General features: G+C 61.2%; 14 protein-coding genes. 7 read left to right on the top strand and 7 right to left on the bottom strand.

Going from position 1 to position 17,132, the window contains the following annotated elements:
• Window positions 1-26: 26 nt before the first annotated feature.
• From GXB78_RS02705 to GXB78_RS02680, 6 genes are all read right to left on the bottom strand, one after another.
• Window positions 27-1,757, bottom strand: a complete 1,731-nt coding sequence (locus GXB78_RS02705) for a fumarate reductase/succinate dehydrogenase flavoprotein subunit (protein WP_329514054.1) — start codon at window positions 1,755-1,757, stop codon at window positions 27-29.
• Complete coding sequence (locus tag GXB78_RS02700; protein ID WP_126368057.1) at window positions 1,754-2,506, bottom strand: GntR family transcriptional regulator; 753 nt, start codon at window positions 2,504-2,506, stop codon at window positions 1,754-1,756. The genes GXB78_RS02705 and GXB78_RS02700 overlap by 4 nt, the downstream gene beginning before the upstream one ends.
• Before the next feature lie 225 nt (window positions 2,507-2,731).
• Complete coding sequence (locus GXB78_RS02695) at window positions 2,732-3,697, bottom strand: Gfo/Idh/MocA family protein (protein ID WP_329514053.1); 966 nt, start codon at window positions 3,695-3,697, stop codon at window positions 2,732-2,734.
• A gap of 9 nt (window positions 3,698-3,706) precedes the next feature.
• A complete protein-coding gene (locus GXB78_RS02690; RefSeq protein WP_329514052.1) occupies window positions 3,707-4,594 on the bottom strand; it encodes a Dyp-type peroxidase in 888 nt (295 codons plus the stop codon).
• Between the two features lie 75 nt (window positions 4,595-4,669).
• Window positions 4,670-5,407, bottom strand: coding sequence for a DUF72 domain-containing protein (locus GXB78_RS02685; RefSeq protein WP_329514576.1), 738 nt, complete (start codon window positions 5,405-5,407; stop codon window positions 4,670-4,672).
• Between the two features lie 10 nt (window positions 5,408-5,417).
• Window positions 5,418-7,205, bottom strand: a complete 1,788-nt coding sequence (locus GXB78_RS02680) for a thiamine pyrophosphate-requiring protein (RefSeq protein WP_329514051.1) — start codon at window positions 7,203-7,205, stop codon at window positions 5,418-5,420.
• Window positions 7,206-7,385: 180 nt separating this feature from the next.
• Between GXB78_RS02680 and GXB78_RS02675 the strand changes: the two genes are divergently transcribed.
• From GXB78_RS02675 to GXB78_RS02655, 4 genes are all read left to right on the top strand, one after another.
• Window positions 7,386-7,886, top strand: a complete 501-nt coding sequence (locus GXB78_RS02675) for a cupin domain-containing protein (protein WP_329514050.1) — start codon at window positions 7,386-7,388, stop codon at window positions 7,884-7,886.
• A gap of 208 nt (window positions 7,887-8,094) precedes the next feature.
• Entirely contained in the window at window positions 8,095-8,934 is an 840-nt protein-coding gene (gene yghU / locus GXB78_RS02670) for a glutathione-dependent disulfide-bond oxidoreductase (RefSeq protein WP_329514049.1), read from the top strand.
• A gap of 267 nt (window positions 8,935-9,201) precedes the next feature.
• Complete coding sequence (locus GXB78_RS02660; RefSeq protein ID WP_329514048.1) at window positions 9,202-11,370, top strand: TonB-dependent siderophore receptor; 2,169 nt, start codon at window positions 9,202-9,204, stop codon at window positions 11,368-11,370.
• A gap of 130 nt (window positions 11,371-11,500) precedes the next feature.
• Window positions 11,501-12,694, top strand: a complete 1,194-nt coding sequence (locus GXB78_RS02655; protein WP_329514047.1) for a GAF domain-containing sensor histidine kinase — start codon at window positions 11,501-11,503, stop codon at window positions 12,692-12,694.
• Window positions 12,695-12,702: 8 nt separating this feature from the next.
• On the opposite strand, the gene GXB78_RS02650 is transcribed toward GXB78_RS02655, so the two are convergent.
• Entirely contained in the window at window positions 12,703-13,635 is a 933-nt protein-coding gene (locus GXB78_RS02650) for a helix-turn-helix transcriptional regulator (RefSeq protein ID WP_329514046.1), read from the bottom strand.
• Between the two features lie 551 nt (window positions 13,636-14,186).
• Here GXB78_RS02650 and GXB78_RS02645 point away from each other — a divergent pair.
• From GXB78_RS02645 to GXB78_RS02635, 3 genes are all read left to right on the top strand, one after another.
• Window positions 14,187-15,536, top strand: coding sequence for an MFS transporter (locus GXB78_RS02645; RefSeq protein WP_329514045.1), 1,350 nt, complete (start codon window positions 14,187-14,189; stop codon window positions 15,534-15,536).
• Between the two features lie 99 nt (window positions 15,537-15,635).
• Window positions 15,636-16,328, top strand: coding sequence for a fumarylacetoacetate hydrolase family protein (locus GXB78_RS02640; RefSeq protein WP_329514044.1), 693 nt, complete (start codon window positions 15,636-15,638; stop codon window positions 16,326-16,328).
• Between the two features lie 33 nt (window positions 16,329-16,361).
• On the top strand, window positions 16,362-17,120 hold the full coding sequence (locus tag GXB78_RS02635) for an SDR family oxidoreductase (RefSeq protein ID WP_329514043.1): 759 nt from the start codon (window positions 16,362-16,364) through the stop codon (window positions 17,118-17,120).
• Window positions 17,121-17,132 lie beyond the last annotated feature (12 nt).

Here is a 17,132-nt window from a genome sequence, read left to right as displayed (position 1 = left end):
GTTCGGACTCTCTTTTCAGTGATGCATCAAGCGGCGAAAGCGCCGACCCGCAGACGGTCGTAAGCCTGCATTTCCTCGGCATCGAGCGGGATGATGTAAGGCTCGACGGCTTTCTTGAAACTGGTCATGCGGCCGTCCTCGCCCTTCTTCAGGTGGCAATGGCAGAACCATTCGGCATCGTTGCGTTGCGGATGGTCGACGCGGTAGTGGTACAGGCCCCAGCGGCTTTCGGCGCGGAACAACGAAGCGCGGGCGGCCATTTCGGCGCAGTCGCGAATCACGCTGGTTTCCATCGCGCGCATCAATTCATGAGCGTTGTTGGCCTTCATCTGTTCGAGATCGCGCTCGATATCGCTGAAGCGTTGCAGGCCGATCTGCATCTTCTTGGTCACTTTCGGCGGTTGCAGATAGTCGTTGACGAAGCGCCGCAGCTTGTACTCGACCTGCGCCGGCGGCAGACCGTGTTCGCGATCCAGCGGCGCGTAGACCCGGGCTTTTTCCCTGGCGATCTGCTCGGCGTCCAGTGCGGAAAATTCGCGGCCGGCGACAAAGTCTGCGGCGTTGTGCCCGGCGAACCAGCCATAAGTGAATGCGCCGAGCATGTAATTGTGCGGCACGGCGGCCATGTCGCCGGCCGAGTACAAACCTTTCACCGAAGTTTCTGCGCGCTCATTGACCCACACGCCGGACGCCGAGTGGCCGCTGCAAAAACCGATTTCCGAGATGTGCATTTCGACCATCTGCGTGCGGTAGTCAGTGCCGCGATTGGCGTGAAACTGGCCGCGACTCGGGCGCTCGTTGCTGTGCAGGATTTCCTCGATGTTCTGAATGGTTTCCTCGGCGAGGTGATCGAGCTTGAGGAACACCGGGCCGTTGCCGCTCTCCAGTTCCTGATGGAATTCCCACATCATCTGTCCGCTCCAGTAGTCGCACTCGATGAAGCGTTCGCCCTTGTTGTTGGCGGTGTAGCCACCCAGCGGGCCGGTGACGTAGGCGCAGGCCGGGCCGTTGTAATCCTTGATCAACGGGTTGATCTGGAAGCACTCGAGATTGGCCAGTTCGGCGCCGGCGTGATAGGCCATCGCGTAGCCGTCACCGGCATTGGTCGGGTTTTCGTAAGTGCCCATCAAGTAGCCCGACGCTGGCAGACCAAGGCGTCCGGCCGCGCCGCAGGCAAGAATCACCGCTTTCGCCTTGATCACATGGAAGTCGGCGGTGCGGCAGTCGAAGCCCATCACACCATTGACCGCACCCTCCTCGTCGGTGAGCAAACGCGTGCAGACCAGGCGATTGGTGATGCTCACCCGCGCACGTTTCAACTGCCGATACAGAACTTTCTTGATGTCGTGCCCTTCCGGCATCGGCAGTACATAGGCGCCCATGTGGTGAACCTTTTTCACCGCGTAGTCGCCGGTTTCGTCCTTCTCGAATTTCACGCCCCAGCGGTCGAGCTGTTCGATGGTTTCGAAGCTGTGCGTCGCATAGGCGTAGACCGCTGCCTGATTGACGATGCCGTCGTTGGCGATGGTGATTTCCTTGGTGTACTGCTCCGGCGTCGAATGCCCGGGAATGATCGCGTTATTGAGGCCGTCCATGCCCATGCTGATCGCACCGCTGCGTTTGACGTTGGCCTTGTCGACCAGCAACACACGCAAATCGCGGTTCTTCTCTTTGGCCTTGATCGCGGCCATCGGCCCGGCCGTCCCGCCGCCAATCACGACGATGTCGTATTCCTGTTCTAGAACGTTGCGGGTCATGCCTGCTCCCCTTTCTGCCGGTCGATCCGCAGGCGGTACTGGAACGCATCGCCACGGTAATAAAGGTGTTCGAAGTCCAGCGGCTGGCCTTGGGCGTCGTGGGTCAAGCGCTCGATGCGCATGATCGGCGAGCCGGCTTCGACGTTGAGCGCCTGGGTCAGGTCGCTGTCGGCCAGCACTGCGTCGATGGCCAGATCGGCGTGGCCGAGGGCGATGCCGCAGTCGTTTTCCAGGATCAGGAAGATGTCGCGCGTGACCAGATCAGCCTTCTCCAGCCGCTCGCCGACCGCTTTGGGCAGGTAGGTGATCTCCAGTGAGATCGGCTCGCGGTTGATCAGCCGTACGCGTTTGATCTGCGCAACGATCTCGCCTTCGGCCACTTGCAAACGCTCGGCGACGCGCTTGTCGGCGGCAATGAATTTGAAGCTGCGCAGGCGGTTGATCACCTCATAGCCGCGCCCGGTCATCGACTCGGCAAGGCCTTGCAGGCTGCTGACGTTTTGAAAGGTTTTCGGCTTGGCAACGAAGGTGCCCTTGCCGTGGATCTTGAAGATCAGCCCTTCTTTCTGCAGATCACCCAACGCCTGGCGCACGGTGATGCGGCTGACTTTGAACAGCGCACCGAGCTCGCTTTCGGAAGGCATCTGGCTGTCTTGCGGATACTCACCGTCGAGAATCCGCGCACGCAGCACGTCGCGCAATTGGGTGTGCAGCGGGACGCTGCTCAAGGAGAGAACGTTATCGGTCATCACGCATCACTTGTTATAACGAGTTATGACGTGATCTTAGAGATGTTATGACGAGGTTGAGAAATATTGTTTGGGCATAACCTTAGATGCGTGTTGGGCCGGCAAAACCTGTGGGAGACCTGTGGGAGCGAGCCTGCTCGCGAAAGCGGTGTGTCAGTCACCAAAATACTGACTGAAAGGATGCTTTCGCGAGCAGGCTCGCTCCCACAAGGGGTCGTGGTCTACTCAGCGTTTGAGAATCTGATCCATGAGCCAGTCGGTCTTGATGGCTTGCTCGGCCACGGCAGGATGCCGGGATTCGCCGCGAATATGCGCATTCATCCCCAGTACGTGGTGCCACTGAATATGCTCGGGATAGGCAATTTCCAGGCTGATCTGCTCGTCGGCAAACAGCTGCACCGGATGCTCATCAAAAACCGAAAAGCCGATGCGCCCCTGACTGCCGATAATCTCGACACGATCTTCACGCCGGTCAGCGACAAAATTCCAGCAGCCCATGCCCAGCGCTCCAGAGGCGAATCGCCAACTGGCGCTGACCGCATCTTCCGCGGCGTACAAACCCGCCTGACGCGCAGTGAAACCGGCGACTTCAACGATGTCGCCGAGCAGATACTGAAACAGGTCCAGTCCATGGCTGGCCAGGTCGGCAAAGTAGCCGCCGCCAGCCACCGCCGGATCGGTGCGCCAATTATCGCGGCCGTCGAGATCCGCCGGCGACGGCGCTTTAGTCAGCGTCCAGCTCAGATGGCGGACCTCGCCGATGCGCCCCGCCTCCAGCCATTGCCGCACCTGGGCAAAGCGCGGCAGCGAACGGCGGTAGTAGGAGACGAACAGATGCAGACCGGCAGCGGCGAACGCCTGCTGCATCTCGCGGCTTTGCCCGGCGTTGAGCGCCATGGGTTTTTCCACGCAGCAATGCTTGCCGGCGGCGGCGACTTTCAGGCTATAGGCGTGGTGGCTGTCGGGCGGTGTGGCGATGTACACCGCGTCCACTTCGGGATCGTTGATCAGCGCATCGACATCCGTATAGATGCGACCGATGCCGTGGCGCGCGGCGTAGTCGGTCACCGCATCGAGGCGACGGCCCATCACCGCGACCAGCGCCGAACCGGGCGCTTTGTAGAAGGCCGGCCCGCTCTTGCGTTCAGCGACACTGCCGCAACCGATCATGCCCCAGCGCACCACGTTCATAGGCAGTCCTCAGCCGATACGCAGCGCGCGCAAATCGAGGCGTCCGTCCTTGAGCGGCGGGCACCAGTAGTAGCCACCGGTGATCGGCCGGCTGATCTGATACAAGCCGTCGGCGATACCGTCTTCCAGACCGCTCATGCGCCGCAGCTGTGCCTCGAAGGCATCGAGGGAGAAACCGAAAGCGAGGAACATCAAACCGGCGCGATCGCCCTCGATCCATGGCATCGAGCGGCGCACGACGAATGCTTCCGGGGCGAAGCTTTCCTGCGCGGTGCGTTTGACGTGGGCGGATATCGGCGCGTCGTCGATTTCTTCGTTATCGCTCAAGCGCCGGCCCATGATGTCGTCCTTGGCGCCGGCCGACAGACGATGAAAACCCTTGAGGTCGTGCTGCCACTGCTGGATCGCGGCGAAGCTGCCGCCGACCAGTCCGTCAGCGCCGGAGCTCAGCAGCGCGGCGGCGACAGCGGCGTCATCATGGGGGTTTTCCGTGCCATCTTCGTAACCGGTGAGGTCGTGGCCGTCCATGTGGCGGAAGGCTTCCTGCATCTCTACCAGACGCAAGGCCGGAGCCAGCGCGGCTTCGATAGCGTTGCAACGGTTGAGCAGCTCACCCCGGTCGACACCGTGCAGCCAGATCCACAGGCCATGTTGGGTCGACGGGTTGTTCACACCGACGCCGGTCAGCGCCGGGAAGCTGCGCAGGCCCTCGATCTGCACATTCAGCGCCTTGGTCAAAGACTCACCAAAGCCAACCACCGCCGACTTGCCATCCACCAGCATCAGCAGGTTGTCGATCGCTTGCGGCAAGGCTTCAACCGACGCCAGGGCGAAGAACAGATGACGTGCTTGCGCAGGAACAGGGGTGGCGAGAATGCCCGGCTGGTAGTAACTCATGTGAACTCCTTGAAAAAGTGCGCGGAGTTTACCTGTAGCCGGAGGGTTTGTGTGGGTGGCGAGAGCGTGGTTGTTTCAGCGTGAACGGCCTTCGATCAACGCCTTCATTGCCAGCGCATCTGCCGTGGCGGCGCCGCTGGCGGTGTTGTCGAAGATGCACCAGACGTCTTTGCCCTTGGCGTTCGCGCTCAGCAGCTTCTGAGCAAGCTGTTGCAGATAAGCCGCGTCGTAAGCGCTGTGGTAAATCCGCGGCGAGCCGTGCAGACGCCAATACTGCACGCCCTGCCAGCCGCCCGGCGCGGTGTCGGTGCTGATCCGCGAGGGATCGACCACTGCTTGGGCAATCTGCAAATCCACCAGCATTGCCTCAGCGCCAGTCCATGATTCGTGTCGTGGCTCCAGCACCACACTGCCTTGGAACCGCTCGCGCAGCGCACGAAAAAACGCCTCGGCCACCGGCGCCTCAAACGCCAGTTTCGGTGGCAGTTGCACCAGCAGGCAGCCCAATCGATCACCCAAGCCTTGGCACTGTCCGAGAAACTCATCGAGCGCGGCCGCGCTGTCCGCCAGCCGCTGCTCGTGGGTGATGAGCTTCGGCACTTTGACTGCGAAGCGAAAGTCCGGTGCAACTGACTCGGCCCAGCGCTCGTAGGTCTGGCGCCGATGCGGGCGGTAGAACGAGCTGTTGATCTCCACACAGTTGCAGCGCGCGGCGTAGCGTTGCAGGTGCGTGCCATCGGCGGGGAATGCCGGCCAGTGCTCGCGACCGAGACTCCAGCCGGCACAACCGATGAATATCGCTGGCTCGTTCAAGCGCACACCGTCATCTCTTGCCGGGCAACACGGCGCCAAGTACCTGCTTGGCGGTCTGCATGATCACCCCGGCCTCGTCCGGATCGCCCTTGAGCAACGTCGTGGCAAATTTCTTCGCCTGTTCAAGCTTGATGTGCGGCGGCAGCGGCGGCACGTTGGGGTCGGTCTTGAACTCGATCAGCACCGGCACTTCCGAGGCGAGCGCTTGCTCCCATGCAGCCGCCACGTCTTCTTCGCGATCGACAAAGATGCCCTTGAGGCCGATGGAAATCGCGAACAGGTGATACGGCACGTCGGGAATGCTCTGCGACGCCTCGAACTTGGGATCGCCCTCCATCACTCGCTGCTCCCAGGTGACCTGGTTGAGGTCTTCGTTGTTGAACACCGCACAGATCCACTTCGGGCTCTGCCATTGCCGCCAGTATTTGGCGACGGTGATCAGCTCGGCCATGTTGTTCATCTGCATCGCTCCGTCGCCGACCAGTGCGATGACCGGGCGCTCGGGGAAAGCGAATTTCGCTGCAATCGCATACGGCACCGCAGCCCCCATCGAGGCCAGGCCACCGGACAAGGAGCATTTCATGCCGCGACGGATTTTCAGGTCGCGGGCATACCAATTGGCGCAAGAGCCGGAATCGCTGGTGATGATTGCCTGCTCAGGCAAGCGCGGTGACAGCTCATAGACCACCCGTTGCGGGTTGACCGGATCGGCTTTGGCCATCGCGCGTTTTTCCAGGGTTTTCTCCCAGCTGCCGCGCCAGCCTTCGATCTTCTTGCGCCATTTGTTCGAGGTTTTCTGTTCCAGCAGCGGCAGCAGCGCGGCGAGGGTTTCTGCAGAGTCACCGACCAGATTGACCTCCATCGGATAACGCAGGCTGAGCATGTCCGGTTGCAGATCGATCTGCACGCCGCGCGCCTGACCCTCCTTGGGCAAAAATTCGGAATACGGGAAGCCCGAACCGATCATCAACAAGGTGTCGCACTCACTCATCAGCTTGTAGCTGGGCTCGGTGCCGAGCAGGCCGATGCTGCCGGTGACCCATTGCAAATCGTCGGGTAACACCGCTTTGCCCAACAGCGCTTTAGCGACACCCGCGCCGAGTTTTTCCGCCACGGCGATCACTTGATCAGTCGCTTCCAGTGCACCGGCACCGACCAGAATCGCAACTTTCTCGCCACTGTTGAGCACTTCGGCGGCGCGTTGCAGATCGCTTTCATAAGGCACGACTTTGGGCTTGCTGTAACCGACGCCGGAATGCGCGGTGCCATGCGCGCGCGCCGGTTGTTCGTAAGGCAGATCCTGCAAATCATTGGGCAGGATCAGCGCGGTGACGCGGCGCTCGCCGACGGCGGTACGTACCGCGCGATCGAGCAGATGGCGCACCTGCGACGGCGCCGAGGCCTGCTGCACAAATGCCCCGGCGACATCCTTGAACATCGACACCAGATCCAGCTCTTGCTGGTAATGGCTGCCCAGCGCCGTGCGCGCCTGCTGCCCAACGATGGCCAGCACCGGCATGTGGTCCATGCGTGCATCGTAGAGGCCGGTGATCAGGTGCGAGGCGCCGGGGCCGGAGGTGGCAATGCACACGCCCAGCTCGCCGGTGAACTTGGCATGGGCCGAGGCCATGAATGCAGCCATCTCCTCGTGCCGCGCCTGGACGAATTCGATCTTGCCTTTGGCCCGGCTCATGGCACCGAACACGCCGTTGATGCCATCCCCCGGGTAACCAAAAATCCGCGTCACGCCCCACTCGCTGAGCCGCTCAACCAGAAAATCCCCTACTGTCATCGTCATCTTGACCCTCGCCATTTATCGCTGCATGGACATGTAAGGGTCTGGACAGCCCGCTGCGCGATGAAGTTTCGCTGGATTGTGCGGACTTGAACTTCGGCGCCGTGTTTGCGCGGCAATGATTTTTTGAGGCGTGCGCCCTGCCCTGTGGTCGATTGAAAAATGATCGAAGGAGGATTGGCCATGACTGAAGTACAAACCCTGCTGCTCGAACGCAATGACTGGGTGCCGAACAATCCGCGTCTGCCGGTGCTGATCTATCGCAGCGCGGTGCCCATCGAGGGCAATGATCCGGCGGCGCGCTTCGAGCAGACCTTCGGCGCCAACGGCTGGCCTGCGCAATGGCGCTACGGGATCTATGACTATCACCACTACCACACCGAAGGTCATGAAGTGCTTGGCGTGGCGGCGGGTCAGGCGCGGTTGATGCTGGGCGGGCCGAATGGGCAGGAGGTCGACGTCAGCGCCGGGGATGTGTTGTTGCTGCCGGCCGGGACCGGGCATTGCAACCTGGGATCGAGTGAGGATTTTCTGGTGGTGGGGGCGTATCCGCCGGGGCAGCAGGCGGATATCTGCCGGGCCGCGCCGAGTGATGCGCAGTTGGCGCGGATTGCAGGGCTTGGGTTTCCTGAGAGTGATCCGGTGCAGGGAACCGGTGGTGCTGTTGGACAGTATTGGATTTGATGATTCACCACATAACCCTGTAGGAGTGAGCCTGCTCGCGATGCGGTGTGTCAGTCACTACTTCTCTACCTGATACACCGCTATCGCGAGCAGGCTCACTCCTACAGCGGATTTGGGTTGGCAGATAAATCTGTGGGGGCTGGCACCCGCCGGAAATTTTCCCTACGGTGTCTACCTGTTCTCTCCCAGCATCGACGAGGTCCGTTTCATGAGCAATGCGTCTTACGTTCCGCCCAAGGTCTGGAAACACGAAGCCCCGTCCGGCGGCCACTTCGCCAGTATCAACCGCCCGATCGCCGGGCCGACCCACGACAAGGAACTGCCAGTCGGCAAGCATCCGTTGCAGCTGTACTCGCTGGCCACGCCCAACGGAGTGAAAGTCACCATCATGCTCGAAGAGCTGCTCGCGCTCGGGCACAGCGAGGCCGAGTACGATGCGTGGCTGATCCGCATTGGCGAGGGCGATCAGTTCTCCAGCGGCTTTGTCGAGGTCAACCCGAATTCGAAGATCCCGGCGCTGCTGGACCGCAGTGCCGAGCCGCCGATCCGGGTGTTCGAGTCTGGTTCGATCCTGCTCTATCTGGCGGAAAAGTTCGGCGCCTTCCTGCCGAAAGACCCGGCCGGTCGCACCGAAACCCTCAACTGGCTGTTCTGGCAAATGGGCTCAGCGCCGTATCTGGGCGGTGGCTTCGGGCATTTCTACGCTTATGCGCCGGAGAAGCTCGAATACCCGATCAACCGCTTCACCATGGAAGCCAAGCGGCAGCTGGATGTACTCAACCGCCGTCTTGCCGACAGCACCTATCTGGCCGGCGACGACTACACCATCGCCGACATCGCCGTGTGGCCCTGGTACGGGCAACTGGTGCGCAACAACGTCTACTCGGCGGCGGAATTTCTCGCCGCGCATGAGTACACCCATGTGCAGCGCTGGGCGGAAGACATCGCCAAGCGGTCGGCGGTCGTGCGTGGGCAACGGGTGAACCGCACTTGGGGTGATGAAGACAGTCAGGTGCCGGAGCGGCATGGGGCGAAGGATCTGGACTGATTGCAAAAACCGTCTAACCCTGTGGGAGCGAGCCTGCTCGCGAAAGCGGAGTATCAGACAACGCATCTGTTGAATGACACACCGCCTTCGCGAGCAGGCTCGCTCCCACATTTGCTTGTGGACGCGATCAAATCCAATTGTGAAAAAATCATTAACTAACTGACCCGTACGGGTTTAACCCCTCGGAAACTTCCGACATACTAATGCGAATAATTCTTACACGCACTCGTATCAGTACTGTTTGGGCAATCCTGGGGAAGCAGATAGATGTCGTTTCACACCATTCACCGCCGTTCGAACCTTTCACCTAACCTCCTCGCAATTGCCATCGGCATGGCCACCATCGCACCTGCCTTCGCCGAAGAAACCGCCTCCACCGCGCCAGCCAATGGCCCGCTGGAACTGCAAGCGACCGAGATCGGCGCTACGCAGATGAGCAGCACCACCGAAGACACGCAGTCCTACACCACCGGCCCGATGCAGACCGCGACCAAGCTGTCGCTGACCATGCGCGAAACGCCGCAGGCGGTGACGGTGATCACTCGCCAGCGCATGGACGACCAGAACATGACCAGCGTCAACGACGTGGTGCGTGGCACGCCGGGGCTGTTCCTCAGCGAGGCCAGCGGCCCGGGCCGGCAGACTTACAAGGCACGCGGTTTCGACATCGACAACATCATGTACGACGGCCTGCCCAGCTCCTATTCGCCGTACACCCTGGCGGTGCAACCGAACCTGGCGATGTTCGACCGAGTGGAAATCGTCCGTGGTGCGACCGGTCTGGTCACCGGTGCCGGCAACCCATCGGCGGCGATCAACATGGTGCGCAAGCGTCCGACTGCTGACCAACGCGTGACCCTCACCGGCGCCGCCGGCAGCTGGGATGACTATCGTGGCGAAGTCGACGCCTCCAGCCCGCTGAACGAAAGCGGCACCCTGCGTGGCCGCGTGGTGACGTCGTATCAGGGCGCCGACAGCTTCCGCGACAAGGAAGAAAATGATCACGGCCTGTTCTACGCCATCGGCGAGGCGGACTTGAGCGACAGCACTACCGCGACCCTCGGCTTCTCGCGGCAGAACGATCAGACCAACTATTTCTGGGGTGGCCTGCCGATTGGCGAAAACGGCCACCACCTCGACCTGCCCCGCTCCACGTACCCGGGCACGGATTGGGAAAACCGCAAGCTGCAGGTCGACACCGTGTTCGGTGAAGTCGAACACCGTTTCGACAACGACTGGAAACTGCATCTCGGCGGTTCGACTTCGACCACCGAGGGCGAATTCTCCGGCACGTATCTGTCGCGCTACGACGGCCCGCTGGAAACCACCGCCTACCAATCGCACCACACCGACAAGCAACGCGCGTTCGACGGTTTTGCCAGCGGCCCGTTCGAAGCGTTCGGCCGTACTCACGAATTGGTGGTCGGCGCGAGCAACCGCGTGTACGACGCCACCACCAAGGAATACTCGCCCTACGACACCGGCCTGCCGATCGGCGCGCCCAAGCCTGACTTCGTGCGCAGTGGCAAGTCGCGCAACGTCACCACCCAGGACGCGGTTTACCTGACCACGCGCTTGAGCCTGGCCGATCCGCTGACGCTGATCCTCGGCAGTCGTCTGGACTGGTATGACTACGACGATCGCACCGCTGACGGCGACTTCAAGGTCACGCGCAACCTGACCCGATACGCCGGCCTGATCTACAAACTCGACGACCATCACTCGGTCTACGCCAGCTACACCGACATTTTCACTCCTCAGACCCAGAAGGATCTCGGCGGCAAAGTGCTTGAGCCCATCGTCGGGGAAAACTACGAAATCGGCATCAAGGGCGAATATTTCGACGGCGCGCTGAACGGCAGCGTGGCGGTGTTCCAGATGGACCAGACCAACCGCGCGACCCAAGCGGCGACGCAGCTCGGCTGCCCGGAACTGACCTGCTACGAAACCTCCGGCAAGGTTCGCGCGCAGGGCGTAGACATGGAACTGCAAGGCGCGCTGACCGAGCATTGGCAAGTCGGCGCCGGCTACACCTACACCCGCGCCCACTACCTCAAGGACGAAAACCCGGCCAACAACAATCAGAAATTCGACACCGACATGCCCGAGCACCTGTTCAAGGTCTCCACTGTCTACCGCTTCCAGGGCCCGCTGGAAAAACTGCGGGTGGGCGGCAACGTCTACTGGCAGAGCCGCATGTACAACGACATCGCCCTGGCCAACGGCAGCAGCTATCGCCTGCAACAGGGCGGCTACGCAGTCACCGATCTGATGGCCGGTTACGAGGTCAACAAGCACCTCGACCTGCAGGTCAACGCCAACAACATCTTCGATCGCAAGTACTACTCCTCGATCGGTACCGACGTGACCTGGGGCTCGACCGACAACTACGGCACGCCACGCAGCTACATGATGACGGCGAAGTACAAGTTCTGATTCGATAGATTCAGCGAGCAGCACAACGGGCTGCCGGAAAATTTTCCGGCGGCCTTTTTTTTCGCAGGCTCATTAGGCATGGCCGGCAATTACCGATAGTCTTTGGCGACACTTTCGCGAAGCGCCGGCCATGCCCCAGACAGATTTCTCCTCCGACCTCGAAGCCATCGGCAGCATTGATGCGGTGCCGGTGATCCTGAGCATGGTCAAGCACATGACCGGCATGCGTTTCGCCGCCGTAGCGCGGGTTACCGAGAGCAAGTGGATCGCCTGCGCCGTGGATGACTCGATCGATTTCGGACTATTGCCCGGCGGCGAACTGGTGCTCGAGTCGACGATTTGCCATGAAATCCGCCAGCATCATCAGCCGGTGATTTTCGGCCACGCCAGCCAGCATCCGCTGTTCTCCACGCACCACACACCGAAAACCTACGGTCTGGAAAGCTACATCTCCATCCCAATCATCAAGGCCGATGGCGAATTCTTCGGCACGCTGTGCGCCATCGATTCGGTGCCGGCGAATCTCGATGATTCGGCCATCGAAAAGACCCTCACCCTCTTCGCCCAGTTGATCGCAATGAGCCTGGACACCCAAGGTCATCTGCACGCAACCAGAACCGCGCTGGCCGATGCCAACGAGATGGGCCGTCTGCGCGAGCAATTCATTGCGGTGCTGGGCCACGATTTGCGCACGCCACTGAGCGCCATTCGCATGAGTGCCGACCTGCTCGAAAGCAAGGCCGAGGACAAGCGCTCGCGTACGCTGTTGTCGGCGATCCGCACCAGCTCGGTGCGCATGGGCGTGTTGATCGAAAACATCCTTGACTTCGCCCGCGGCCGACTCGGCAGCGGAATTCCGGTGCAGCGCAAACTGGTGGACGACTTGCAGCAAACGCTGCGCCAGACCCTGGACGAAATCAAGGTGGCGTACCCGCAGGCGCAGTTCATTGATGTGCTGGAGGTGCCGACCGGCGTGTATTGCGACCCGCTGCGCATCAGCCAGCTGTTGTCGAATCTGCTGGGTAACGCCGTGACCCATGGCTCGACGGAAGAGCCGATCGTGCTCAAGGCGTTTGCCGAGGGCGATGAGATGGTCATTTCGCTGACTAACCAGGGCGCGCCGATTCCGCCCGCGCTGATGCCGCTGCTGTTCGAACCGTTCTCGCGTTCCGAAGCCGGACAGCGCAATGAAGGGCTGGGGCTGGGCTTGTACATTGCCGGGCAAATTGCCAATGCGCACAACGGCACCTTGAGCGTGACGTCCGACAGTGAAACGGGCACCTGTTTTGTCGCGCGCTTCCCTGCCCGCTTCAAGTGGGTCTGAGCTTCGGCTCAGGTATTGAGAGGTGTCTGCGGCGTGTCCGGATTGAGCTGGCGTCGACGGAACTGCCCCGGCGGCTGGCCATGGATCTGCCGAAAACGTCGGGAGAAATAAGCCTCATCGGCGAACCCGCACAACCGCGCCACCTCGCCCACCGAGCGCGTGCTGTTGAGCAGAAAATTGCGCGCGGCGTGCATGCGCCGCTCGAGCACCAGCTCGGTAAAGGTCTTGCCGATCTCCTTGCGCAGCCAGTGCGTCAGGTAGGTCGGTGACAGATAGGTCGCAGCGGCGACCTTGATCAGGTTCAGATCAGGATCGGCGATGTTCTTGCGCAAGTATTCGAACATACGGCTCAAGGCGTCGCGACGACTGTTCTCGGCGGCATTCTCTTCCGCCAGGTGCTTGAGCGGCTCGGCATAGAGAAAACACACGCTGCCAATCATCTGCAGCAACAGGCCCTTGAGCATTTCCCGCGTGCCGAACTGACGGTTCTCATCGAGTGCGCGCATCTGCTCGATCAAGCCGCAGACCTGAGCAAAATCCTCATCACTCAGAATGAAATCCAGATGCTCCTGAAAGCGGAACGGCGACAGCTCGGGCGCGAGCAGGATCGACACTTCTTCCAGATCCATCGGGTCGCATTGCAGATGCGGCAAGAGGAACGTCTGGGAAAAATTGATCACGATGAAGTTGCTGTCCTCGGGATGCGGAATCACATGCACGCGATGCGGCAGGATGAACGCCAGGGTGTTGCGCGGGAACGGTCGCTGCACGCTGCCGATGTGCTGCACGGTGTCGCCACCGAGGTTGATCTGAATCTGGAAGTACTCATGCCGGTGAGGCGCAGTTTCGGCGCGCCGACCCTTTTTGTCGCGAATGTAGAAATCGGTCAATTCGCTGCGTTGCTGCATGACGTAGGTCGGAATACGGCTGGGTACGGACATGGGCGGGAAGTCCTCCGGGTAGTGAGGTGGCGCTTGTCATCTTGCAGGGTTGAGCGGTGTGCGGCAATGAGTCATACGATGACCTAGGCTTTTTTGAAGGAGGCCTCGCGACGCGGCTGTCCAAAAACCTGATTGCCATCGAAATATAAGTAATCGCGGTTTTTCAATTACTTAGCTTTGCTATCTGATCTTTCTTATCAAGACAAATCGTATTTATCTTTTTGGACAGGTTCACCGAATCCACTTTTTTAAAGAAAAAACGTTCTAACCGATCGGTTGATTTAGAACCGTTGTACGACCACTGTAATGACAACGCAGCCCAACCTCTTTCAAAAACAATCAAAGGTGCGCACGTCATGATCCTGCTATTGCCCCTCGCCGCCCCGCCCGATCCTGCCCCGATAACCGCAGCGGACAGCTGTCGCTGACCGTCTGAATCCATCGGCTCATCGCGCCTGTTTCACGTTCGATTGCCTTGCCCCACACCTTGCGGGCAACGGCATCGGCTGCCCAAAAAATCTCGATTCTTCTAACAATAACGAGGTCTCCGCATGTCCAACTCCCACTCTTCCAGTGCCACGGTGCCGCCGGTGATTGCCGGCACACGTGATGCCGTCTCGTCGCAGCGCCTGCCCACCCGGCGGCGCTGGTTCATGCTGTCGTTGCTGCTGATTGCGACGATCATCAATTACATCGACCGGGTGAACATCTCGATCGCCGCGCCGTTCATGGCCAAGGACCTGGGCCTGGACAAGATCGAAATGGGCCTGATCTTTTCTGCCTTCGCCTGGACCTATGCCCTGGCGCTGGTGCCGGCCGGATTCATCGCTGACCGGTTTGGCTCGCGCTTCACCTACGGCGTTTCGCTGATCAGTTGGTCGACCGTCACCGTGTGCCAGGGTTTCGCCACCGGATTTGCCTCGCTGTTCGGCCTGCGTCTGGCGGTCGGTGCCATGGAAGCGCCGGCCTTTCCGGCCAACAGCCGCGCGGTGACGGTGTGGTTCCCGGCGCGGGAACGCGGGCTGGCCAGCAGCATCTACGTGTGCGGCCAGTACCTCGGCACGGCGCTGTTCACCGGCGCGCTGCTGTGGCTGGCGACCACCTTCGACTGGCGCCACGTGTTCTACAGCACCGGTGCACTCGGCATCGTTTTCGGCGTGCTGTGGCTGTACCTGTATCGCGATCCGCTGAACTGCAAGAAGGTCAGCCAAGAGGAATTGAAGTACATCGAAACCGGCGGCGGTCTGGTCAAGAGCAGCCAGGAGCGCACCCGTTTCAACTGGCGGCAGATTGCCGAACTGTTCAGCTATCGGCAGATCTGGGCGATCTGCATCGGCAAGTTCGCCAGCACCTCGGCGCTGTACTTCTTCCTCACCTGGTTCCCGACGTACCTGATCGAAGAACGCAAACTGACCATGATCAAGGCCGGGATCTTCGCCGTGCTGCCCTTCGTCGGTGCGACGGTGGGGATCCTTTTGGCCGGCATCGTTTCCGATCTGCTGATCCGTCGCGGCTACTCGATGTCGTTTGCACGCAAGTTGCCGCTGGTGGTCGGTTCGATGCTGGGCATGTCGATCGTGCTGGTGAATTTCACCGACTCCAATGTGATCTGCATTGCCGTGCTGACCATCGCCTTCTTCGCCCAAGGCATTGCGTCTTCGTCGTGGGCGGCGGTTTCGGAAGTGGCGCCGAAAGAGCTGATCGGCCTGACCGGCGGGATCACCAGTCTGGCGGCGAACATCGGCGGCATCGTCACGCCGATCGTGATCGGCGCCATCGTCCACGCCACCGGGACCTTCGCCTATGCCTTCTGGTTCATTGGCGGCGTGGCGCTGATCGGCACCCTCTCCTATTCGTTGCTGCTGGGGCGCCTGTATCGCATCGAACTGAAGGTGCGCTGAACGGAAAAAACCGGATTTGTCCAAACGCAGGCGGCTTTCGTCCAACTTCACCGACGCGAGCCGCCGTACGCTGCCCTTTCAAACAGGATGACCCGCAGGATGAACATGACCGAATACGTCTTTACCCCGGATCTGCCCGTAACCCTGCCGGTACTCGGCAGCGAGCAACGCTTCCCCGTTGGCCGGGTGTTCTGTGTCGGCCGCAACTACCCATGGCCGGACACTCAAGGCCAGTCGCGCCAGCCACCGGTGTTCTTCATGAAACCGGCAAGCTGCGTGGTCGATGCCGTCGGCGACGTCGCCTTCCCCTCGGTGTGCGAGGACTTCGTCCATGAAATCGAACTGGTTGTCGCCATTGGCGAAGGCGGCGCCAATATCCCCGAAGATCAGGCTCTGGCCTACGTCTGGGGCTACGCCGCCGGCCTCGACCTGACCCGCCGCGATGTGCAACGCGCAGCGAAAAGCAACGGCTTGCCCTGGGAAGGCGCCAAGGTCTTCGACGGCGCCGCGCCGATGACCGCCGTCGTCCCGGTCAGCCGCTGCGGCCATCCCGAAGGCGAGTTGTGGCTGAACGTCAACGGCGAAGAACGCCAGCGTGACAACCTCGATAGCCAGATCTGGTCAGTCAGTGAAGTGATCGCCCGCATATCTCAATCCGTGGCCCTGCGCGCCGGCGACCTGATCATGACCGGCAGCCCCGCCGGCGTCGACAGTCTGCAACCGGGCGACGTGATCAGCGCTGGCATCGACGGCATCGGCCAACTGGAAATGCGCGTCAGCCCACGGCCCTGATCCGGCGAATTCTGAGACAAGGAGAACAACAATATGACCACCCCTTTGAAAGTCGCGCTGGTCACCGGCGCCGGCAGTGGCATCGGCCTCGCCGTGGCGCTGGGCCTGATGGCCGATGGTTTCACCCTGGTGCTCGCCGGCCGCCGGCCCGAGCCCCTGCAGGCGCTGGTCGAGCAGGCGCAGAGCCAAGGTCATCAAGCCTTGGCGGTGCCCACTGACGTGCGTGATCCGGCCAGTGTCGACGTGCTGTTCGCGACGATTGCCGAGGCCTACGGGCGTCTCGACGTGGTCTTCAACAACGCCGGGGTCAACGCCCCCGCCGTGCCGCTGGATGAACTGACGTTCGAGCAATGGCGCAACGTGATCGACACCAACCTCAACGGCGTCTTCCTCTGCGCCCGCGGCGCGTTCGGGCTGATGCGCAAACAACAGCCACAGGGCGGGCGGATCATCAACAACGGGTCGATTTCCGCACACACACCACGGCCGTTCAGCAGCGCCTACACCGCGAGCAAACACGCCGTGCTCGGCCTGACCAAATCCCTCGCGCTGGACGGCCGCGAATTCAACATCGCCTGCAGCCAGATCGACATCGGCAATGCGCTCACGGAAATGTCGGTGCGCATGACCAAAGGTGTACGGCAGGCCAACGGCAGCATCGCCGTCGAGCCGATGGTCGACGTCAAACACGTCGCCGACGCCGTGCGCTACATCGCCGGCCTGCCGCTGTCGGCCAACGTCCTGAACATGACCGTCATGGCCAGCGCCATGCCGTTTGCCGGCCGCGGTTGAGCCGGCCTTTTT

The organism is Pseudomonas moraviensis subsp. stanleyae (assembly GCF_036283065.1).
Classification (GTDB): Bacteria; Pseudomonadota; Gammaproteobacteria; order Pseudomonadales; family Pseudomonadaceae; genus Aquipseudomonas; species Aquipseudomonas stanleyae.
This window is presented reverse-complemented; position numbering and strand designations above follow the sequence as displayed.

Excerpts from the sequence above, each read along its gene's own strand:
- GXB78_RS02645 (WP_329514045.1), top strand. The coding sequence starts at position 14,187 with ATGTCCAACTCCCACTCTTCCAGTGCCACGGTGCCGCCGGTGATTGCC.
- GXB78_RS02680 (WP_329514051.1), bottom strand. The coding sequence starts at position 7,205 with ATGACGATGACAGTAGGGGATTTTCTGGTTGAGCGGCTCAGCGAGTGG.
- GXB78_RS02675 (WP_329514050.1), top strand. The coding sequence starts at position 7,386 with ATGACTGAAGTACAAACCCTGCTGCTCGAACGCAATGACTGGGTGCCG.
- GXB78_RS02695 (WP_329514053.1), bottom strand. The coding sequence starts at position 3,697 with ATGAACGTGGTGCGCTGGGGCATGATCGGTTGCGGCAGTGTCGCTGAA.
- GXB78_RS02655 (WP_329514047.1), top strand. The coding sequence starts at position 11,501 with ATGCCCCAGACAGATTTCTCCTCCGACCTCGAAGCCATCGGCAGCATT.
- yghU (WP_329514049.1), top strand. The coding sequence starts at position 8,095 with ATGAGCAATGCGTCTTACGTTCCGCCCAAGGTCTGGAAACACGAAGCC.
- GXB78_RS02635 (WP_329514043.1), top strand. The coding sequence starts at position 16,362 with ATGACCACCCCTTTGAAAGTCGCGCTGGTCACCGGCGCCGGCAGTGGC.
- GXB78_RS02690 (WP_329514052.1), bottom strand. The coding sequence starts at position 4,594 with ATGAGTTACTACCAGCCGGGCATTCTCGCCACCCCTGTTCCTGCGCAA.
- GXB78_RS02700 (WP_126368057.1), bottom strand. The coding sequence starts at position 2,506 with ATGACCGATAACGTTCTCTCCTTGAGCAGCGTCCCGCTGCACACCCAA.
- GXB78_RS02660 (WP_329514048.1), top strand. The coding sequence starts at position 9,202 with ATGTCGTTTCACACCATTCACCGCCGTTCGAACCTTTCACCTAACCTC.
- GXB78_RS02705 (WP_329514054.1), bottom strand. The coding sequence starts at position 1,757 with ATGACCCGCAACGTTCTAGAACAGGAATACGACATCGTCGTGATTGGC.
- GXB78_RS02650 (WP_329514046.1), bottom strand. The coding sequence starts at position 13,635 with ATGTCCGTACCCAGCCGTATTCCGACCTACGTCATGCAGCAACGCAGC.
- GXB78_RS02640 (WP_329514044.1), top strand. The coding sequence starts at position 15,636 with ATGAACATGACCGAATACGTCTTTACCCCGGATCTGCCCGTAACCCTG.